At 59.6% G+C, this 20547-nt stretch carries 21 protein-coding genes; 3 read left to right on the forward strand and 18 right to left on the reverse strand.

The window, feature by feature from the left end; genetic code table 11:
• Window positions 1-56: 56 nt before the first annotated feature.
• From nlpD to cysG, 12 genes are all read right to left on the reverse strand, one after another.
• The gene (gene nlpD / locus AB8804_RS16095; RefSeq protein WP_371187882.1) at window positions 57-1187 is read right to left on the reverse strand and encodes a murein hydrolase activator NlpD; all 1131 of its coding nucleotides are present in this window, start codon (window positions 1185-1187) and stop codon (window positions 57-59) included.
• A gap of 115 nt (window positions 1188-1302) precedes the next feature.
• Window positions 1303-1929 carry a protein-L-isoaspartate(D-aspartate) O-methyltransferase gene (locus tag AB8804_RS16100; RefSeq protein WP_371187884.1) on the reverse strand — a complete coding sequence of 209 codons (627 nt, stop codon included), beginning with the start codon at window positions 1927-1929 and terminating at the stop codon, window positions 1303-1305.
• Window positions 1929-2684, reverse strand: a complete 756-nt coding sequence (gene surE, locus AB8804_RS16105) for a 5'/3'-nucleotidase SurE (protein WP_371187887.1) — start codon at window positions 2682-2684, stop codon at window positions 1929-1931. Before surE ends, AB8804_RS16100 begins: the two co-directional genes overlap by 1 nt.
• Window positions 2665-3714, reverse strand: coding sequence for a tRNA pseudouridine(13) synthase TruD (gene truD / locus AB8804_RS16110; RefSeq protein WP_371187889.1), 1050 nt, complete (start codon window positions 3712-3714; stop codon window positions 2665-2667). Before truD ends, surE begins: the two co-directional genes overlap by 20 nt.
• Window positions 3711-4190 carry a 2-C-methyl-D-erythritol 2,4-cyclodiphosphate synthase gene (gene ispF / locus AB8804_RS16115; protein ID WP_003862097.1) on the reverse strand — a complete coding sequence of 160 codons (480 nt, stop codon included), beginning with the start codon at window positions 4188-4190 and terminating at the stop codon, window positions 3711-3713. The genes truD and ispF overlap by 4 nt, the downstream gene beginning before the upstream one ends.
• A complete protein-coding gene (gene ispD / locus AB8804_RS16120) occupies window positions 4190-4900 on the reverse strand; it encodes a 2-C-methyl-D-erythritol 4-phosphate cytidylyltransferase (protein WP_371187892.1) in 711 nt (236 codons plus the stop codon). The genes ispF and ispD overlap by 1 nt, the downstream gene beginning before the upstream one ends.
• A gap of 19 nt (window positions 4901-4919) precedes the next feature.
• On the reverse strand, window positions 4920-5231 hold the full coding sequence (gene ftsB, locus AB8804_RS16125) for a cell division protein FtsB (RefSeq protein WP_003862095.1): 312 nt from the start codon (window positions 5229-5231) through the stop codon (window positions 4920-4922).
• Between the two features lie 165 nt (window positions 5232-5396).
• The gene (locus tag AB8804_RS16130; protein WP_371187896.1) at window positions 5397-5720 is read right to left on the reverse strand and encodes a DUF3561 family protein; all 324 of its coding nucleotides are present in this window, start codon (window positions 5718-5720) and stop codon (window positions 5397-5399) included.
• A gap of 58 nt (window positions 5721-5778) precedes the next feature.
• On the reverse strand, window positions 5779-6384 hold the full coding sequence (gene cysC / locus AB8804_RS16135; RefSeq protein WP_371187898.1) for an adenylyl-sulfate kinase: 606 nt from the start codon (window positions 6382-6384) through the stop codon (window positions 5779-5781).
• Window positions 6384-7808 carry a sulfate adenylyltransferase subunit CysN gene (cysN, locus tag AB8804_RS16140; RefSeq protein ID WP_371187900.1) on the reverse strand — a complete coding sequence of 475 codons (1425 nt, stop codon included), beginning with the start codon at window positions 7806-7808 and terminating at the stop codon, window positions 6384-6386. The genes cysC and cysN overlap by 1 nt, the downstream gene beginning before the upstream one ends.
• A gap of 9 nt (window positions 7809-7817) precedes the next feature.
• On the reverse strand, window positions 7818-8726 hold the full coding sequence (gene cysD / locus AB8804_RS16145) for a sulfate adenylyltransferase subunit CysD (protein ID WP_371187902.1): 909 nt from the start codon (window positions 8724-8726) through the stop codon (window positions 7818-7820).
• A gap of 9 nt (window positions 8727-8735) precedes the next feature.
• On the reverse strand, window positions 8736-10094 hold the full coding sequence (gene cysG / locus AB8804_RS16150) for a siroheme synthase CysG (RefSeq protein ID WP_371187904.1): 1359 nt from the start codon (window positions 10092-10094) through the stop codon (window positions 8736-8738).
• A 239-nt stretch (window positions 10095-10333) separates the two neighbouring features.
• On the opposite strand from cysG, the gene AB8804_RS16155 reads away from it, so the two are divergent.
• Window positions 10334-11377 carry an aminopeptidase gene (locus AB8804_RS16155; protein WP_371187906.1) on the forward strand — a complete coding sequence of 348 codons (1044 nt, stop codon included), beginning with the start codon at window positions 10334-10336 and terminating at the stop codon, window positions 11375-11377.
• A gap of 70 nt (window positions 11378-11447) precedes the next feature.
• On the opposite strand, the gene cysH is transcribed toward AB8804_RS16155, so the two are convergent.
• The 3 genes from cysH to cysJ form a co-directional block, all read right to left on the reverse strand.
• Entirely contained in the window at window positions 11448-12182 is a 735-nt protein-coding gene (gene cysH, locus AB8804_RS16160; RefSeq protein WP_371187908.1) for a phosphoadenosine phosphosulfate reductase, read from the reverse strand.
• Window positions 12183-12270: 88 nt separating this feature from the next.
• Window positions 12271-13983, reverse strand: coding sequence for an assimilatory sulfite reductase (NADPH) hemoprotein subunit (gene cysI, locus AB8804_RS16165; RefSeq protein WP_371187910.1), 1713 nt, complete (start codon window positions 13981-13983; stop codon window positions 12271-12273).
• Window positions 13983-15788, reverse strand: a complete 1806-nt coding sequence (gene cysJ, locus AB8804_RS16170; RefSeq protein ID WP_371187912.1) for an NADPH-dependent assimilatory sulfite reductase flavoprotein subunit — start codon at window positions 15786-15788, stop codon at window positions 13983-13985. The genes cysI and cysJ overlap by 1 nt, the downstream gene beginning before the upstream one ends.
• A 304-nt stretch (window positions 15789-16092) precedes the next feature.
• Between cysJ and queD the strand changes: the two genes are divergently transcribed.
• The gene (gene queD, locus AB8804_RS16175; protein WP_167515535.1) at window positions 16093-16458 is read left to right on the forward strand and encodes a 6-carboxytetrahydropterin synthase QueD; all 366 of its coding nucleotides are present in this window, start codon (window positions 16093-16095) and stop codon (window positions 16456-16458) included.
• A gap of 88 nt (window positions 16459-16546) precedes the next feature.
• Here the strand turns inward: queD and queE are convergent, their stop codons facing one another.
• Genes queE through AB8804_RS16190 form a run of 3 tightly spaced genes read right to left on the reverse strand, consistent with a single transcriptional unit; the run spans window position 16547 to window position 19539 of the window.
• Window positions 16547-17218, reverse strand: coding sequence for a 7-carboxy-7-deazaguanine synthase QueE (gene queE / locus AB8804_RS16180; protein ID WP_371187915.1), 672 nt, complete (start codon window positions 17216-17218; stop codon window positions 16547-16549).
• Window positions 17219-17272: 54 nt separating this feature from the next.
• Window positions 17273-17980 (reverse strand): N-acetylmannosamine-6-phosphate 2-epimerase, encoded by a 708-nt coding sequence (locus AB8804_RS16185; protein WP_371187917.1) that lies wholly within the window; start codon window positions 17978-17980, stop codon window positions 17273-17275.
• Window positions 17977-19539 (reverse strand): PTS transporter subunit EIIC, encoded by a 1563-nt coding sequence (locus AB8804_RS16190; RefSeq protein WP_371187919.1) that lies wholly within the window; start codon window positions 19537-19539, stop codon window positions 17977-17979. The genes AB8804_RS16185 and AB8804_RS16190 overlap by 4 nt, the downstream gene beginning before the upstream one ends.
• A gap of 166 nt (window positions 19540-19705) precedes the next feature.
• On the opposite strand from AB8804_RS16190, the gene AB8804_RS16195 reads away from it, so the two are divergent.
• Window positions 19706-20530 carry a MurR/RpiR family transcriptional regulator gene (locus AB8804_RS16195; protein ID WP_371187921.1) on the forward strand — a complete coding sequence of 275 codons (825 nt, stop codon included), beginning with the start codon at window positions 19706-19708 and terminating at the stop codon, window positions 20528-20530.
• Window positions 20531-20547: the final 17 nt, after the last annotated feature.

Consider the following 20547-nt stretch of genomic DNA (forward strand, 5'->3'; position numbering starts at 1 on the left):
GTGGCTCCTACCCGTGATCCCTAAACGAGACACCCTGGCTGGCATGCCCCGTCAAATTATCGCTGCGGCAAATACTGCAGCGGGTTTACGGATTTCCCCTTGTAACGAATTTCAAAATGCAAGCGTGTAGAACTGGTTCCGGTGCTACCCATGGTAGCGATTTTTTGCCCCGCCTTAACTTCTTGTTGTTCCCGGACCAGCATAGTGTCGTTATGGGCGTAGGCACTCAGGTAATCATCGTTGTGTTTGATGATAATAAGATTACCGTAACCGCGAAGCGCGTTACCGGCGTACACAACGCGACCGTCTGCAGTCGCGATGATGGCCTGTCCTTTGCTTCCTGCGATATCGATCCCTTTATTCCCCCCTTCAGAGGTAGAGAAGTTCTCGATAACTTTGCCGTCGGTTGGCCAGCGCCATGAAGAAATAGACGCACTGGACATCTGACTGCTTGCAGTCGGTTGCGAAGAGCTAACCACAGGTGCCGTAACCGGTGCTGTGACTACAGTCGCAGTACCTTTATTATTCGGCAACATTTTGTTAGCACTCTGATCACCTGAATCCTCAGAATACGTAATTACAGGTTGCGAAGCAACAGGCGTGGTGGATTTTTGTGCAGGCTTAACGCTGTTATTTTGCGCGGTTACGTCTGCCGCTGAAACGGTGTTGCCAGGCGTGAGCGGCGTACCCGTCGCGTTGCCAACCTGGAGCGTTTGCCCCACTTCCAGACCATACGGGGCCTGGACGTTATTGCGCTGCGCCAGGTCACGGAAATCGTTCCCGGTGATCCAGGCGATATAGAACAGCGTGTCGCCGCGCTTCACGGTATAGGTGCTGCCACCGGTATAGCTGCCTTTCGGAATGTTCCCATACTTGCGGTTATACACTATGCGGCCATTTTCGGTCTGAACAGGCTGTTGCACTGGCTGAATCTGCGTTGGCTGCGTAACCGGGGTCTGCACAGGCTGGATCTGTGGCGTTTGCTGCGGCTGAGGCGTCGAGGTGCCCATTTTCGGTGGAGGCGTGATCAGCATTCCACTGGACGTGTTACCCGAGCCGCTGCTTCCGCCGACGGAGCTGACGGGCGCAGGCGCATTATTAGAACTTGAACACCCCGCCAGCCAGAGCGAAACCAGTGACAGTGCCGCCACGCGGCTGATGGTGAATTTTGGGCTTCCCGCGCTCATTTATCCCCCAGGAATGTGTTAACTACCAGTGACTTAAAATAACCGTGATGGCACGAACCTTTTGCGCCACACCATACGCTGAATTTGCCTTAATAACCCTGGATAAATCCGAGTCTCAGGCCAGCTCTCCCTTCACGAGAGGCACAAAGCGCACGGCTTCCACGGTATCGATAATAAACTCGCCGCCGCGTCGACGAACGCGCTTCAGCAGCTGATGCGCGTCCCCAACGGGCAAAACCAGAATGCCGCCGTCGTCCAGCTGCGACAGCAGCGCAGCGGGAATTTCGGGCGGTGCCGCCGTGACGATGATGGCATCAAACGGGGCGCGAGCCTGCCAACCCTGCCATCCATCACCGTGGCGTGTCGAAACATTATGTAAATCAAGTTGTTTCAGGCGACGACGCGCCTGCCACTGTAAACCTTTAATCCGCTCGACGGAGCATACATGATGCACGAGGTGCGCCAGAATCGCGGTTTGATAGCCCGAGCCCGTGCCAATCTCCAGCACGCGGGATTCCGGCGTTAGCTCCAGGAGCTCCGTCATGCGCGCCACCATGTAGGGCTGGGAAATCGTCTGGCCCTGCCCGATAGGCAGCGCGACGTTTTCCCACGCTTTGTGCTCAAACGCCTCGTCGACAAATTTTTCACGTGGAACCTGAGCGAGTGCATCAAGCACATGCTCGTCGGCGATCCCTTGCGCGCGTAATTGTTCCAGAAGAGTTTGTACACGTTTACTTACCATTACACGTTCACCCCGACCCGCTCCAGCCAGTCCGACACCACATCATGCGCGCTATAGGCGGTTAAATCTACGTGCAGCGGGGTAACGGAGACATAGCCTTCGTCAACGGCGGCAAAGTCCGTATCCGGCCCGGCATCGCACTTCTCGCCGGGAGGCCCGATCCAGTACAGCGTATTGCCGCGCGGGTCCTGCTGCGGGATCACCTGATCGGCGGGATGGCGGCTGCCGCAGCGCGTCACGCGGATGCCCTTGATCTCGTCAAGCGGCAAATCCGGCACGTTGATGTTCAGGATGCGCCCGGTGCGCAGCGGCTCGCGGCCCAGCGCGCGAAGCAGCGTGCAGGTTATCGCCGCCGCGGTGTCGTAATGGGTGTGGCCGTTAAGCGACACCGCCAGCGCCGGGAAGCCGAGGTGACGCCCTTCCATCGCCGCCGCAACGGTGCCGGAGTAGATCACGTCATCGCCCAGGTTTGGCCCGGCGTTAATGCCGGAGACGACGATATCGGGACGCGGGCGCATTAGCGCGTTCACGCCCAAAAATACGCAGTCGGTTGGCGTGCCCATCTGCACGGCGATATCGCCGTTATCAAAGGTAAAGGTGCGAAGCGACGACTCCAGGGTCAAGGAGTTAGACGCCCCACTGCGGTTACGATCGGGAGCCACGACCTGCACGTCCGCAAATTCGCGGAGGTGCTTCGCCAGCGTCTGAATGCCCGGCGCGTGTATCCCGTCATCGTTACTCAGCAATATTCGCATAGTCACCCGATGTGTTGATAAGTTCCCTGACAACGCTGGTGGCAAAGCTCCCTGCCGGCAGCCAGAAGCGTAACTCAACGGTTACGTCATCCCACCAATTCCAGCTAAGCTGCTGCGGGTAGAGCAGCATCGCCCGGCGCGCCGCGTCGACCTTTTCCCGCACCAGCAGTGATTGTAATTCCGGCGCATCCGCAACGGCGGACTGCTCCGCAGCGAGCGCGTCGCCCTGCGTGCCCCAGTCGCCCGTACCGGGCAACGCGGCGGTGATCATCAGCGCTTTGGCGTCCACGCGCGCCTGCACGTCGGCCATTTCCTCGGCCGTCGCCACGAACCAGCTTCCGCGTCCCGCTAATTGTAGCGCATCGCCGACAACAACTTGATTCGCGTCCGGTTTTTTCAGCCGCTCGCTCACAATCTGATTAAACAACGCGCTGCGGGCCGCAGACAACCAAAAACTGCGCTTATTCCTGTCCCGGACGGGCGCGTCGCTTTGCGCCCAGCGCAGCGCGCCGAGCAGGTTGCTGCCGCCGATGCCGAAACGCTGCGCGCCAAAGTAGTTCGGCACGCCCTGCTCGCCGATGGCGCTCAGGCGCTTTTCCACGTCGTCACGGTTCGTCACTTCGCGCAGCACGATCGTAAACGCGTTGCCTTTCAGCGCGCCAAGGCGCAGCTTGCGCTTGTGGCGGGCGTACTCCAGCACCTTACAGCCCTCAAGCTCAAATTTGCTTAAATCAGGCATCGCATTGCCGGGCACGCGGGCGCAAAGCCACTGCTCGGTGACCGCATGCTTATCCTTCTGTCCGGCAAAGCTCACTTCGCGGGCGTGGATTTTCAGGAATTTCGCCAGCGCGTCGGCCACAAAGCGCGTGTTGCAGCCGTTTTTCAGGATCCGCACCAGGATGTGCTCGCCCTCGCCGTCCGGCTCAAACCCTAAGTCTTCCACCACCACGAAATCTTCAGGATTGGCCTTCAGCAGGCCGTTCCCCTGCGGTTTGCCGTGCAGGTATGTCAGGCTGTCAAAATCGGTCATTTGGCCGCCTTAACCAGCAGCGCCACGGCTTCACAGGCGATGCCTTCGCCGCGGCCGGTAAAGCCAAGCTTCTCGGTGGTGGTGGCTTTGACGTTAACGTCGTCCATATGGCAGCCGAGATCTTCGGCGATGAACACGCGCATCTGGGGAATATGCGGCAGCATCTTTGGCGCCTGGGCGATGATGGTGACGTCGACGTTGCCAAGGGTATAGCCCTTCGCCTGAATGCGGCGCCAGGCTTCGCGCAGCAGCTCGCGGCTGTCCGCGCCTTTGAACGCCGGATCGGTGTCCGGGAATAGCTTGCCGATATCGCCCAGCGCGGCTGCGCCGAGCAGCGCATCGGTCAGCGCGTGGAGCGCCACGTCGCCATCAGAATGCGCCAGCAGCCCCTTTTCGTAGGGAATGCGCACGCCGCCAATGATAATTGGGCCAACGCCTCCAAAGGCGTGTACATCAAAACCGTGTCCAATTCGCATTATGACTTCTCCTGATGGGTCGAACGGGTAAGATAAAATTCCGCGAGCTGCAGGTCTTCGGGGCGCGTCACCTTAATGTTATCAGCGCGTCCTTCAACAAGCGTTGGGTGAAAACCACAATACTCCAGGGCCGAGGCTTCGTCCGTAATGGTCGCCCCTTCGTTAAGCGCGCGCGTCAGGCAATCGTGGAGGAGTTCGCGGGGGAAAAACTGGGGCGTCAGCGCGTGCCATAGATCGACGCGCTCAACGGTGTGGGCGATGGCCTGGCTGCCCGGCTCGGCGCGCTTCATGGTGTCGCGTACCGGAGAGGCCAGAATGCCGCCAACCTTACTGGATTCGCTCAGCGCCAGCAGGCTCGCCAAATCATCCTGATGCAGGCAAGGGCGCGCGGCGTCGTGCACCAGCACCCACTGCGCGTTTTTGGCCGCACGAAGGCCCGCCAGCACGGAATCGGCGCGCTCGGCGCCGCCGTCGACAACGGTAATCTGCGGATGATTTGCCAGCGGTAGCCGCGCAAAGCGGGCATCGCCCGGGCTGATGGCGATCACGACGTGCGTGACCCTGGGGTGCGCCAGCAGCGCAGCCACGGCGTGTTCGAGGATCGTTTTGTCGCCAATAGAAAGATACTGCTTAGGACATTTTGTCTGCATGCGCCGGCCAAAACCTGCGGCCGGCACCACGGCACATACGTCCGAAAAAGTTGCTGCCATGTCGTAATCCTGGGCCTGATTATCGATTGTTTTGTGCTGAGCCCTGATTGCGTTTAGACGCATCCGGAACCAGACGATAAAACGTTTCGCCCGGCTTAGTCATACTGAGTTCGTTGCGTGCGCGTTCCTCAATCGCCTCTTGCCCGCCATTGAGGTCATCAATTTCAGCAAAAAGTTGATCGTTTCGCGCCTTAAGTTTGGCGTTTGTTGCCTGCTGAGCCGCCACGTCATCGCTTACCCGGCTATAGTCGTGCAGCCCGTTCTTACCGAACCACAGCGAATATTGCAGCCAGACCAGCAAAGCCAGCAGCAGCAGCGTTAGTTTACCCATCCTGCCCCCTGAAAAACGGCATCATCATCCCAAAACGCCCCTGGACTCTACGCCGGGGTCACAGAGATGCCGCAACATCGCGGGCAAATGTACCACATTTTTTTTGCAGAATCGCCCTGCACAATATTGCCACACGGTTGTTTACGGTTTGAATTATGGCTGAAGTTAGCCCATGAGCCACAAAAATAACAGGCCAAACATCACCACCACCGTCACAATCGTGACCACGGCGCTGAAAAGCAGCCTGCCGTTAAGCAGCGAATGCAGCGCAATCCCGACCACGACCGCAACGGGCATCAGCGCGAGGAAGAAAGGCCAGGTATAAAGAAAGAAGAACAGCGTGTTGCCGCCGTAGAGAAGAAAGGGGATGCCCAGCGCCAGCAACCACGAAATGAAGCCGAGCGCGGCCCCGGGGAGGGACCAGGTCGTCTCGTCTTGCGTCGTCAACGGCTCTGATCCGGTGATTATGTAGTTTTCACTGTTGCGCATAGCTAATCCTGTGACTGTGACCTATCGTCCGGGACAACGGCTCCCGAACGATACCGTCTCAGGATCTGATAATATCGTCCCGCCTGAGCAGGTCTAATAATTGGCTCACTAAATTTGTTACCAATTGTTGGCCCTGCAGGTGAATCTCAGGGGAATCAGGCGCTTCGTAAACCGAGTCGATTCCGGTGAAGTTTCGCAGCTCGCCCGCCCGCGCTTTCTTATACAGCCCTTTCGGATCGCGCGCCTCGCAGATCTCCAGCGGGGTATCGACAAACACCTCGATAAAGCGATCGTGCCCGACGCGCTCGCGCACCATCTGGCGCTCGGCGCGGTGCGGAGAGATAAACGCGGTCAGCACCACCAGCCCGGCGTCCGCCATCAGGCTGGCAACCTCGCCCACCCGACGAATGTTCTCCCTGCGGTCGTCGTCGCTAAACCCTAAATCGCTGCACAGGCCGTGGCGCACGTTGTCGCCGTCCAGCAGGTAGGTGCTCACGCCCTGCTGGTGGAGCGCCTCCTCCAGCGCCCCGGCGACGGTGGATTTACCGGAGCCGGAAAGCCCGGTAAACCACAGCACAACCCCACGGTGGCCGTGGAGCTGCTCCCGCTGCGCAACGGTGACCGGATGAGGATGCCAGACAACGTTCTCATCGTGAGCGGCCATTACTTGCCTCCCAGCAGGTCGCGTGCGCCCCAGTGCGGGAAGTGCTTGCGCACCAGCGCGTTCAGCTCCAGCTCAAAGGCGCTAAATTCGCCGGTCGTGGCTGCCTGCGCGTTAGGCTCGCGCACCATCCCCGCTCCCACGGTGACATTGGTCAGCCTGTCGATAAAGATCAGCCCGCCCGTTACCGGATTTTGCGCATACGGATCGAGCACCAGCGGCTCGTCGAAGGTCAGATCCACCAGGCCAATGCCGTTCAGCGGCAGCTCGTCCACCTCGCGCTGGGTCAGATTATTGATATCAACCTGGTACTGCACGCCGTCCACGCGGGCGCGGGTTTTCTTGCCCGCGATTTTGATGTCGTAGCTCTGGCCCGGCGTCAGCGGCTGCTCGGCCATCCACACCACGTCCACGGACGCGCCCTGCACCGCCGCCAGCGTTTCGCTGACGTCGACCAGCAGGTCGCCGCGGCTAATGTCAATTTCATCCTTCAGCACCAGCGTCACCGCCTCGCCCGCGCCCGCTTCCGGCAGGTCGCCGTCGAAGGTGACGATGCGCGCAACGGCGGATTCCACGCCGGACGGCAGCACCTTGACGCGCTGGCCCACCTGCACGGTGCCGGAGGCAATCGTGCCGGAGAAGCCGCGGAAATCGAGGTTTGGACGGTTAACGTACTGCACCGGGAAGCGCATCGGCTGGGTTTCCACCACGCGCTGAATCTCCACGGTTTCCAGTACTTCCAGCAGCGTCGGGCCGCTGTACCACGGCATGTTCGCGCTCTGGGAAGCGACGTTGTCCCCTTCCAGCGCGGAGAGCGGCACGAAGCGAATGTCCAGATTGCCCGGCAGCTGCTCGGCGAAGGTCAGGTAGCTCTGGCGGATCTCGTCGAAGCGCGCTTCGCTAAACTCAACGAGATCCATTTTGTTCACCGCCACCACCAGGTGCTTGATCCCCAGCAGCGTGGAGATAAAGCTGTGGCGACGGGTTTGATCCAGCACGCCTTTGCGGGCGTCGATCAGCAGGATCGCCAGATCGCAGGTGGACGCGCCGGTCGCCATATTGCGGGTGTACTGCTCGTGCCCCGGGGTGTCGGCGATAATAAATTTGCGCTTCTCGGTGGAAAAATAACGGTAGGCCACGTCAATGGTGATGCCCTGCTCGCGCTCGGCCTGCAGGCCGTCCACCAGCAGCGCCAGGTCGAGCTTTTCGCCCTGCGTCCCGTGACGCTTGCTGTCATTGTGCAGGGATGAGAGCTGATCTTCATAAATCTGGCGCGTATCGTGCAGCAGGCGGCCAATCAGGGTGCTTTTCCCGTCGTCGACGCTGCCGCAGGTCAGGAAGCGCAGCAGGCTTTTGTGCTGCTGTGCGTGCAGGTACGCTTCAACGCCGCCTTCGTCGGCAATTTGTTGTGCAATCGTGGTGTTCATGGCGGCTCCTTAGAAATAACCCTGACGTTTCTTCAGCTCCATGGAGCCTGCCTGGTCGCGGTCGATCATGCGGCCCTGTCGTTCGCTGGTGGTCGAGACCAGCATCTCTTCGATGATCTCCGGCAGCGTCTGCGCGCTGGATTCCACCGCGCCGGTCAGCGGCCAGCAGCCGAGGGTGCGGAAGCGCACCATGCGTTTTTTGATCACTTCGCCCGGCTGCAGGTCAATGCGATCGTCGTCGATCATCATCAGCATGCCGTCGCGCTCCAGTACCGGGCGCTCCGCCGCGAGGTACAGCGGCACGATCTCGATATTTTCGAGGAAGATGTACTGCCAGATATCCAGCTCGGTCCAGTTGGAGAGCGGGAAAACGCGAATGCTTTCGCCTTTGTTGATCTGGCCGTTGTAGTTGTGCCACAGCTCCGGGCGCTGGTTTTTCGGGTCCCAGCGGTGGAAGCGGTCGCGGAAGGAGTAGATACGCTCTTTCGCGCGGGATTTTTCTTCGTCACGCCGCGCGCCGCCGAAGGCCGCGTCAAAGCCGTACTTGTTCAGCGCCTGCTTCAGCCCTTCGGTCTTCATGATGTCGGTGTGCTTTGCGCTGCCGTGGACGAATGGGTTGATGCCCATCGCCACCCCTTCCGGGTTTTTATGCACCAGCAGCTCGCAGCCGTAGGCCTTAGCGGTGCGGTCGCGGAACTCGTACATCTCGCGGAATTTCCAGCCGGTATCCACGTGCAGCAGCGGGAACGGCAGCGTGCCCGGATAAAACGCTTTACGCGCCAGGTGCAGCATTACGCTGGAGTCTTTGCCGATGGAGTACATCATCACCGGGTTAGAGAACTCGGCCGCCACTTCGCGGATAATATGGATACTTTCCGCTTCGAGCTGCCGCAGGTGAGTAAGTCGTTTTTGGTCCATAACCGTTCCTTAAGCCAGAGTCACCACAGATGAACGAAGGTTCTCTGCGTCTGTTGTGTGTTGAAACCAGGCGAGCGTGTCGTGCAGCTGCACCACTTCCCCGACCACGATCAGCGCGGGCATCGGGGCGTCTTTCGCCAGGGCTGCAAGATCCTGTAATGTGCCGATCGCAACGTGCTGATCGGCGCGCGTGCCGCGGGAGATCACCGCGACCGGCGTGGCCGCTTCGCGACCGTGCTGAATGAGCTGCGCGCTGATGTCCGCCGCCTTCATCGTGCCCATGTAGATCGCCAGCGTCTGGCGGCTTTGGGCCAGATGCGACCAGTCGAACGGCGCGCTGTCGGGCTTGTAGTGGCCCGTCACGAAGGTGACGCTCTGGGCATAATCACGGTGGGTAAGCGGAATACCGGCATACGCCGTGACCGCGGACGCTGCGGTGATGCCGGGCACCACCTGGAACGGTACGCCCGCCTCGGCGGCCGCCTGCAGCTCTTCGCCGCCGCGCCCGAAGATAAACGGATCGCCGCCCTTCAGGCGCACCACGGTTTTGCCCGCCTTCGCCGCCTCAATCAGCATCTGGTTGGTGTCGTGCTGCGGCACCGAGTGCTCGCCCGCCCGTTTGCCCACGCAGATTTTCTCCGCGTCACGGCGGATAAGCTCGCGCACCCCGTCGCTGACCAGATGGTCGTAGAAAACGATATCCGCCTGCTGGATGACCTGCAGGCCGCGCAGGGTTAATAGCCCCGCGTCACCCGGCCCCGCGCCGACGAGGATAATCTCGCCCTGCGCCCGTTCCGGCTGCGTCAGAGACGCTTCCAGCACCCGCTCAGCTTCCCGCTCGTTGCCCGCCGCCATCAGGCTGGCAAAGCGCCCGCGAAAGGCGCGGTCCCAGAAGCGGCGGCGGCCGTCGGTGGTTTTAACCTGAGTCTTGAGACGATCGCGAAAGCGTCCAGCTACTTGCGCCATTCGCCCAAGGCTTGCGGGCAGCAGCGCTTCAAGCTTCTCGCGCAACAGCCGGGCCAGCACCGGCGCGTTGCCGCCGGACGAGATGGCAATCAGCAGCGGAGCGCGATCGACAATCGACGGGAAGATAAACGAGCACAACGGCTGGTCGTCGACCACGTTTACCAGCCGGTGGCGCGCGTTCGCCGCGTCGAACACGCGGCGGTTAAGCGCGCGGTCCTCGGTGGCGGCGATGGCCAGCACCACGTTGTCCAGCATCGCGTCGTGAAAATCGTCGCCCTCGATAACCTGCACGCGTGCACCGGCGCGTCGCAAAAAGGCAATTTTGCGATCGGCGATCTCGCCCGTCCCTACAACCAGTACCGGGCGATCGTTAATTGCAGCAAAGAGAGGCAGGTAATCCACGGCGCAACAGCTCAACTAAAAATGAGGAATAGAGGGACTATAGGGGGCGGCTTAGAGCGAATGAAATTACGAATTGGAATGAGTAGTTACTCAATGGAATAACGCGCTGGAAAAGCTAATGTCAAAAAGTGCTTAACAGGCGAAATTTCGGGTATTTAAGCGCAATTCAAATTGTGTAAGCGGGATCACGGTTTCATACTAAGCGAGTTAAAATTTTGCTCTGTTTTTAAGGACTCACTATGTTTTCCGCAACGCGCCACCGTATTGCTGCCCTGGCGCTCGGCGTTTGCTTTATCTTTTCCGCCCAGGCAAAAAATCAACCGTACGGTGAAATCGCCGCCCAGCAGGCGCGGCATATTGCCACGGTTTTTCCTGGCCGTATGACCGGCACGCCGGCCGAAATGCTCTCCGCGGATTATATTCGCCAGCAGTTTGCCGACATGGGCTACCGGAGCGACATTCGGGCATTCCACAGCCGCTACATTTATACCTCGCGCAATAAAACGCAAAACTGGCGTAACGTCACCGGCAGTACGGTGATTGCCGCCCACGAGGGTAAAGGGCCTCACCAGATTATGATTCTGGCGCATCTGGACACCTTCGCGCCCATGAGCGATACCGACACGGATAACAACCTCGGCGGGCTGACGCTGCAGGGCATGGACGATAACGCGGCGGGTTTGGGCGTGATGCTTGAGCTGGCCGAGCGCATGAAAAATATTCCGACGCAGTACGGCATTCGCTTTGTTGCTACCAGCGGCGAAGAGGAAGGATCGCTCGGCGCTGAGAATCTCCTTAAGCGCATGAGCGCAGAAGAGAAGAAAAATACCCTGCTGGTGATTAATCTCGATAATTTGATCGTCGGCGATAAGCTTTATTTCAATAGCGGACAAAGCACGCCGAACAGCGTGCGGAAATTAACCCGCGACCGGGCGCTGGCGATTGCCCGCAGCCACGGCGTTTATGCCACCACCAACCCAGGCGACAATCCGAACTATCCAAAAGGCACGGGCTGCTGTAACGACGGGGAAGTGTTTGATAAAGCGGGTATTCCGGTGCTGTACGTGGAGGCCACCAACTGGGGGCTGGGTAAGAAAGATGGCTACCAGCAGCGCGCAAAATCGAAAGCCTTCCCGGACGGGACGAGCTGGCACGACGTCAGGCTGGATAACCAGCAGCACATTGATAGCGCGCTGCCGCAGCGCATTGAGCACCGCAGCCGCGACGTGATGAAAGTGATGCTGCCGCTGGTGAAGGAGCTGGCGAAAGCGGGGAAAGTTTGAGGTTTTTAAGCATCGTGCGGCCTGATGCCCTCATCCAGCCCTCTCCGACAGAGAGAGGGCTGAAATTTGATCACCCTTCGTGCAGCCCGCACTCGCGTTTGAGCCCAAAGAAGCGCGTCTCTTCTTCCGCCATGCCCGGCTCCCATTTGCGCGTGGTGTGGGTATCGCCGACCGACAGATAGCCCTGGTCCCACAGCGGATGGTATTTAAGCCCGTGCTTTTGCAGGTACTGGTAAACCGTGCGGTTATCCCAGTCGATAATCGGCAGCACTTTGAACACGCCGCGCTGTAGCGCCAGCACCGGGAGCGTCGCCCGGCTGCCGGACTGCTCGCGGCGCAGGCCCGCAAACCACGTCTGCGCGTTCAGCTCTTTCAGCGCGCGGTTCATCGGCTCGACCTTGTTGATCTCATTGTATTTCTCAATGCCCTCAACGCCCTGCTCCCAGAGTTTGCCGTAGCGTGCCTCCTGCCAGGCCGCGCTCTCTTCCGCGCGGTAAATTTTCAGGTTCAGCTTAAGCTTGTCCGTCAGCTCGTCAATAAACTGGTAGGTTTCGGGGAACAGGTAGCCGGTATCGGTGAGGATCACCGGAATGTCCGGTCGGATTTGATTCACCAGATGCAGGGTCACCGCCGCCTGAATACCAAAACTCGACGAGAGCACGTACTCTCCCGGCAGGTTTTCCAGCGCCCACGCCACGCGCCCTTCGGCGTCCAGCTTTTCCAGCTGGCCGTTGATTTCCGCCAGCGCCAGAATACGTTCGACTTTTGGCAGTTCGTTAAGGGCGTTCAGATCGAGTATGGACATAGAGACCTCGTTTATATGTTTCCCCTCACCCCGGCCCTCTCCCCTGAGGGGCGAGGGAGAAAACCAGGTTAGAGTGAGGGGATTTGGGTTACTCCCAGAAATCCCTTGCGGGATCGAGCACCGGGCGAATGATGCCCGCACGCACCGTAAAGTCGCCGAAGCCTTCACCCACTTCGCGCTCTTTCGCCCAGCGCCCGACAAGCTCGTCGATGGAATCGAGAATTTCCGGTTCCGTGATGTTTTCGCGGTACATGCGCGGAATGCGCGTGCCCATGCGGTTGCCGCCAAGGTGCACGTTATAGCGGCCCGGCGCTTTGCCGACCAGCCCCAGCTCGGCCAGCATCGCGCGGCCGCAGCCGTTCGGGCAGCCGGTCACGCGCATGACGATATGCTCTTCAGGCAGGCCGTGTTTTTCCAGAATCGACTCCACTTTGTCGGTGAACGACGGCAGGAAACGCTCGGCTTCGGCCATCGCCAGCGGGCAGGTCGGGAACGACACGCAGGCCATGGAGTTTTCACGCTGCGGCTTGACCGCGTTCATCAGCCCGTGGTCGCGCGCCAGCTTCTCGATCTGCGCCTTCTCGCTTTCCGGCACGCCCGCGATAATCAGGTTCTGGTTAGCGGTAATGCGGAACTCGCCTTTATGGATCTTAGCAATTTCCAGCAGGCCCGTTTTCAGCGGACGGCCCGGATAATCCAGAATGCGGCCGTTTTCGATGAACAGCGTCAGGTGCCAGTTATTGTCGATGCCCTTCACCCAGCCGATGCGATCGCCGCGGCCGGTAAATTCGTAAGGACGAATCGGCTCAAATTTGATCCCCGCGCGACGCTCCACTTCCTCTTTGAACGTCTCAACGCCGACGCGCTCAAGGGTATATTTAGTTTTCGCGTTCTTGCGATCGGTACGGTTGCCCCAGTCGCGCTGGGTCGTCACCACCGCTTCCGCCACGGCCAGGGTGTGCTCCAGCGGCAGATAGCCGAACTCGCTCGCGGTGCGGGCGTAGGTTTTCTTGTTCCCGTGCTCGATGGACAGGCCGCCGCCCACCAGCAGGTTAAAGCCGACCAGCCTGCCGTTTTCGGCAATCGCCACGAAGCTCATGTCGTTGGCGTGCAGGTCGATGTCGTTCTGCGGCGGGATCACCACCGTGGTTTTGAACTTGCGCGGCAGGTAGGTCTGGCCGAGGATCGGCTCTTCGTCCGTGGTCGCGACCTTTTTCTGATCCAGCCAGATCTCCGCATAGGCACGGGTGCGCGGCAGCAGATGCTCGGAGATCTTCTTCGCCCACTCGTAGGCTTCGGCGTGCAGCTCGGACTCGTACGGGTTCGAGGTGCAGAGCACGTTACGGTTCATGTCGTTGGCGGTCGCCAGCGCGTCCAGGCCAACGGAGTGCAGCATCTGGTGCACCGGCTTGACGTTCTTCTTCAGAATGCCGTGGAACTGGAACGTCTGACGGTTGGTCAGGCGGATGCTGCCGTAAAGGGTGTTGTCATGGGCAAATTTGTCAATCGCCTGCCACTGGTTGGTGGTGATGACACCGCCCGGCAGGCGGCAGCGCAGCAGCATCGCGTGGCGCGGCTCCAGCTTTTGCTCCGCGCGCTCGGCGCGGATGTCGCGGTCGTCCTGCTGATACATGCCGTGAAAGCGGATCAGCAGGAAGTTGTCGCCTTTAAAACCGCCCGTCAGGCCGTCATTTAAATCTTCGGCAATGGTGCCGCGCAGGTAGTTGCTCTCTACCTTCATGCGCTCGGCATCGGTCAGTTTGCCTTCGACCACCAGTGGGCCAGGATGTTTTTCGCTCATTAGTAGACATCTCGCTGATAACGGCGCTCAACGCGCAGCTCACTTAAAAATTCATCCGCCGTTTCGACGTCCATACCGCCGAATTGGGCAATCACTTCCAGCAGCGCCTGCTCAACGTCTTTCGCCATGCGATTGGCGTCGCCGCAGACGTAAATGTGGGCACCGTCATTGATCCAGCGCCACAGCTCTGCGCCCTGTTCGCGCAGCTTGTCTTGTACGTATATTTTTTGTGCCTGATCGCGGGACCAGGCCAGATCGATGCGGGTCAGCACGCCCTCTTTGACGTAGCGCTGCCACTCCACCTGATAAAGGAAATCTTCGGTAAAGTGCGGGTTGCCGAAGAACAGCCAGTTTTTACCGGGCGCGTCATCCGCCGCGCGCTGCTGCATAAAGGCGCGGAACGGCGCAATGCCAGTGCCAGGGCCAATCATAATGACCGGCGTTTCCGGGTTCTCGGGCAGGCGGAAGTTGTCGTTGTGCTCGATAAAGACGCGCACTTCGCCCTCTTCCTCCACGCGGTCGGCCAGGAAGCTGGACGCTCCACCGGCGCGCGCGCGGCCTTCGATGTCATAACGTACGACGCCGACGGTCACGTGCACTTCGCTCTCGACTTCCGCCTGCGAAGAGGCGATGGAGTAGAGGCGCGGCGTCAGCGGACGCAGCAGGCCAATCAGCACCTCGGCATCCAGCTGTGCCGGAGCGAAACGCACCATGTCGACAATTGGCGTGGTCGCCGCGTAATGCTGCAGCTTCGCCTTATCGCCCACCAGCGGCAGCAGCGACTCGCTGCGCGTCAGGGTGGCATAATTTTCAACGATGTTTGTGGTGTTGACCGTCAGCTCGAAATGCCACTGCAGCGCTTCGGAAAGCGCCAGCGTTTTACCGTCCACGGTGACCGGCTCGTCGCCCTTCAGCCACAGCAGCTCAACCAGCTCTTTCACCAGCGCAGGATCGTTCTGATACCAGACCCCCAGCGCGTCGCCCGGCCGATAGCGCAGGCCGGAATCACCCAGGTCGATTTCGATATGACGCACGTCTTTTTGCGAATCACGGCCGGTAATTTTTTGGTTAACGGAGAGCGTCGCGGTCAGCGGCTCTTCTTTCGTATACGGGCTGGTGTGAATGTCGTTCACCGCGCCGGCAGCGGTAGCCGCCGCCTGGGCCGGCGTCTCCTGCGGGACGCGCGCTTTCAGCACGTCAACGATGCGCGCGCGCCACTCGGCGGCGGCAGGCTGATATTCAACGTCGGCGTCTACGCGGTCCAGCAGGCGTTCGGCGCCCAGCTCGGCCAGCCTGCTGTCGAAGTCTTTACCGGACTGGCAGAAGAACTCGTACGAGGTATCACCCAGGCCAAACACGGCAAAGGCGGTGCCGTCCAGCTTTGGCGCTTTCTTCGAGAACAGGAACTTATGCAGCGCGACGGCTTCTTCTGCGGGCTCACCTTCACCCTGCGTTGAAGTGACCACCACCAGCAGTTTTTCTGACGCGATTTGCTTAAATTTATAATCCCCGGCGTTGACCAGGTTCACGTTCAGCTTAGCGGCGAGAAGGTCGTCACGCAGCGCCTCGGCCACGCGGCGGGCGTTACCCGTCTGCGAGGCGGAGATAAGCGTAATCGCCGGGATCGCAACGGCCGCAGGAGGAGCCGACGCCACGGCGCCAGGCTGCTGGTTAAGCATTCCCCAAAAATAGCCGGACACCCAGGCAAGCTGGGTCGGTGAAAAATCAGTGGTTGCGGCCTGGAGGCGCGCCAGCTGCTCCGGGTTCAGGGGAAGCAGGTTCGAAGGTGGGGCCTGTGTCGTCATGCGTCGTTTTGTTCCAGTAGCAAAGCGGAATTTATGCAAAAAAACCAAACTAGCGATAAGGTTAACGGCGAGGATAATAACAATTAAAGAAGGGATGGAAATAATAAATAACCAAATGGACTAACCTGTTTTAGCTATCGTTCTTAACGATAAAAGTGATTAAGTAACCCGATGATTTTATACGACAAAACCGACATAACGCCCCGCGCCGAATGCCGTTTCAGGTAAAAGCCGTTTTAGTTAATGCTAAAAATTGTACTTTCCGGTACTATGCGCCGGTTTTTTCCGCATTTTTTGAGAGTTCATGATGTCCACCACACTGTTTAAAGATTTCACCTTCGAAGCCGCTCACCACCTTCCGCATGTGCCAGAAGGGCATAAATGTGGCCGCCTGCACGGGCACTCGTTTATGGTGCGTCTTGAGATCACCGGTGAAGTCGATCCGCATACCGGTTGGATCATGGATTTTGCCGAGCTGAAGGCCGCCTTCAAGCCGACGTACGATCGTCTGGATCACTACTATCTGAATGATATTCCGGGTCTTGAAAACCCGACCAGCGAAGTGCTGGCGAAATGGATTTGGGATCAGATGAAGCCGCTGGTGCCGCTGCTGAGCGCGGTGATGATCAAAGAGACCTGTACGGCAGGCTGCGTGTATCGCGGGGAGTGATGCTTGCCGGGTGGCGCTGACGCTTACCCGGCCTGCAAGAGCTTCGAACCGTAAGCCCGGTGAGCGCTAGCGCCATCGGGCTATTTTTTTAAGCAATATTCAGATACTTGTGCGTCTGCATCGACAGGCGCCAGTTGCGCGCGATGCAGGTTTCAATGCACAGGCGCGTCGCGTCGTCTTTCTGGCTGATCGGCTGCAGGGCAATCACGCGCTGCTTTTCATCCGTCAGCGTCGCCAGCAGCTCGTCCAGCGCTTCGATATCGCGCACGCGGCCCACCGGGTGTTTGATTTCGTCCGCACGCTCCAGCGCCTGAGAGAGCACGTCGTATCCGCCGCGCATATTCACCTTCGGCGATACCGTCACCCATGTAGCGTGCGAGCAGCGCACCTCGTGCGTGCCGCTGGTCTCAATCTGGCAGCTGTAGCCGCTCTTTTCGAGCAGATCGGTCAGCGCCGTGAGATCGTGAATGCACGGCTCGCCGCCGGTAATCACCACGTGGCGCGCCGTCCAGCCCTGACGACCAATAATCGCCAGCAGATCTTCCGCGCTGCCCGCGCCCCACTTATCGCTCTCTTTGGTTTTCGCCAGAATGCTAAACAGCGATACTTCCCGATCTGCGAGCTTATCCCACGTATGTTTGGTATCACACCAGGCGCAGCCAACCGGGCATCCCTGTAAACGAATAAAAATTGCGGGAACGCCGGTAAAGTAACCCTCGCCTTGCAGGGTCTGGAACATCTCGTTAATCGGGTACTGCATAGTCATCTCAGTTAAGGGGATAAACGATAAGTATCGCAGATCCCCGCCTGATGATCATGCTCCATCGGTGCTTTGCGCGCCGATCGCCGCCATAAACCGCTCGGTGATCTGCTGCGGACGGGTAATCGCCCCGCCGACCACCACCGTATGAGCGCCCAGCGCGAGGCACGTCGCCGCCCGCTCCGGCGTATCTACGTTCCCTTCCGCCACTACCGGGATCGTGACGGCCGCCAGCACGTCGCGAAGGAACGCGCAGCTATCGTCCGGCAGGGCGTGGCCCTTGGTCTCTGCGGTGTAGCCGTAGAGCGTAGTGCCGACGCAGTCGAATCCCAGCGCCTGCGCCGCCGCGGCTTCTTCCACCGAGGAGATATCCGCCATCAGCAGGAGCGAGGGATAGCGGGCGCGGATTTGCGCCACCAGCGCGTCGAGCGGCTGCCCGCCGGGGCGCGGACGCGACGTGGCGTCCAGGGCAATGATCTCCGGCGAAACGCCCATCAGCTCATCCACCTCTTTCATCGTGGCGGTGATAAAGACGTCGCTTCCCGGATAGTCTCGCTTGATGATGCCGATAATCGGCAGCGAAACCTGCTTTTTGATCGCATCGATATCCACCACGCTGTTCGCGCGGATCGCCGCGGCTCCGCCCTGCGCCGCCGCCAGCGCCATTCGCGACATGATAAACGGGCTGTGCAGAGGTTCGTTTTCCAGCGCCTGACAAGAGACGACCAGCTTTCTTTTCAGGGTATCCAGTACGGTTTTCATAGCGATAAAATCTCTTCCACTTCGTTTTTAATAATCGTGACGTGCGGGCCGTAAATGACCTGAACGCCGTTGCCGCGCACGATCACGCCGCGCGCGCCGGTGGCCTTGAGCGCCGCGTCGTCCACCTTGCTGCCCTCTTTCACCGTGACGCGAAGGCGCGTGGCGCAGCAGTCCACCTCTTCCAGATTGTCTTTGCCTCCGAGTCCGGCAATCACGGCGGCGGCGCGCTCGCTTTGCGACAGGGCGACGTCGTCCGCCACGGCCTCTTTTTCACGGCCCGGGGTCAAGAAATTGAAGCGCTTAATCAGATAGCGGAAGGTGAAGTAGTAAAGGAAGAACCACGGCACGCCCACCAGCGGCACGAACATCCAGTGGGTTTTGGCCTCGCCCTGAAGAATGCCGAACAGCACGAAGTCAATGAATCCGCCGGAGAAGGTCTGCCCGATGGTGATGTGCAGAATGTGGGCGAGCATAAACGCCAGGCCGTCGAACACCGCGTGGATCACGTACAGCACGGGCGCAACGAACAGGAAGGAGAACTCAATCGGCTCCGTGATGCCCGTCAGGAAAGAGGTTAACGCCGCGGAGAGCAGCAGGCCCGCAACGCGCTTTTTGTTTTCCGGCTTTGCCGTGTGGTACATGGCAAGGCAGGCGCCCAGCAGGCCAAACATCATGGTGATAAAACGCCCGGACATAAACCGGGAGGTGCCTTCATAAAACTGGCGGGTGGTCGGGTCCGCCAGCTGGGCGAAGAAGATACGCTGCGTGCCTTCCACCAGGTGGCCGTTGACCATCTCGCTGCCGCCGAGCGCGGTGGTCCAGAAGGGCAGATAGAAAATATGGTGCAAGCCAAACGGCCCGAGCATGCGCAGGATAAAGCCGTAGAGCATCGTGCCCACATAGCCCGTGGCGTCCACCAGGCCACCCAGGCCAAAAATCTGCTTCTGGAAGTGCGGCCATACTACGATCATTGCCGCGCCAACGAGGATGGCCGCCAGAGAGCTCACGATGGGCACGAAGCGGGAGCCGCCGAAGAATCCGAGGAACTGAGGCAGCGCAATTTTATTGAAGCGGTGGTGCAGCGAGCAGGTCACGAGGCCAATCACCACGCCGCCAAACACGCCGGTTTCCAGCGTCTGGATGCCCAGCGTCATCCCCTGCCCCACGGCGCCCGGATTTTCCAGCGCCAGCCTGCCGGTCAGGATCAGCAGCGCGTTGATGGTGGCATTCATCACAAGAAACGCAAGCAGCGCCGCCAGCCCCGCGGTGCCTTTATCGGTTTTCGCCAGACCGACTGCGACCCCCACCGCAAACAGCACCGAGAGGTTCGCAAAGACAATCGAACCGGCGCTGCTCATGATGGTAAAGATGGCCTGCAGCCAGCCGACGTCTAAGAAAGGATACGCCGTCAGCGTGTTGGGATTCGACAGCGCCCCGCCGATCCCCAGCAGCAATCCCGCCGCGGGCAGTACCGCGATTGGCAGCATGAAGGATTTGCCAAAGCGCTGCGCCTTTTCAAACCATCCGCCCGAAGACGCGCCACTCATCATTTGCATCATTTTTTCATTCCCCCGAGAATCGATGAAAATTTTTACCACATAAAATCTACAAACTGAAAATTATCACCAACAACCTGGACGCGGATCATACTTTTTTAAAATGACTGGCATCTCTCCCCTGCTTTCCGCCACACTAGCCAGCAGAGAAACGCATTAAGGATTTTGCATGTCAGAAAATGAAAACCTGCTGCTGAGGCTGCGTCAGGGGCTCTCTGGATACAGCCCCACGCAGAAAAAACTGGGCGAGTTCGTGCTTCAGGATCCGGCGCGGGTGCTTTACCTCACCATTACCGAGCTGGCGCGCGAAAGCCTTACCAGCGAGGCAAGCGTGACGCGCCTGTGCCGCACGCTGGGCTGTAAGGGATATAACGAATTTAAAATGGCGCTGGCGCTGGATATTCAGCAGGGGCAGCCCGCTCGCCAGCAGGGCGATGCGATCGACAGCGTTGTCGACGAGTCCGTGCAGGCCCTGCAGGACACCGCCAGGCTGCTCGACAGGGCGTTACTTGAGAAAGCAGCGCTCGCGCTGCACCAGGCACGATCGGTTCAGATCTACGGCGTGGCCGCCAGCGCAATTCTGGGCGAGTATCTGCACTACAAGCTGCTGCGCTTTGGCAAGCCGGCGCAGCTGTTCAGCGATATGCACCGTGCGGCAATGAATGCCGCCACGCTGTCGGAAGAGTCGCTGGTGGTGGCAATTTCCAGCTCGGGTTCAACGCGCGATTTGCTGCACGTGGTTAAGCTGGCGCGCAAGCGCGGAGTCCCGGTGCTGGCGCTCAGCAACACGCCGCGCAGCCCGCTGGCCTCGCTGTGCGATATACAGCTGGTGGCAGCAAAGCCGGAAGGGCCGCTAAGCGCAGGGGCATTGAATGCAAAGGTGGGTGTGATGCTGCTGATTGAGCTGCTGAGCACGTCGCTAATCGCGCTTGATGAGCATTACGGCGAGGTCAGCCAGCAGACGGCCAGCGCGACGCTGCCTCTTCTGCTTTAGGCCAGACATAAAAAAAC

The organism is Enterobacter sp. KBR-315C3_2022, assembly GCF_041399425.1.
Classification (GTDB): domain Bacteria; phylum Pseudomonadota; class Gammaproteobacteria; order Enterobacterales; family Enterobacteriaceae; genus Enterobacter.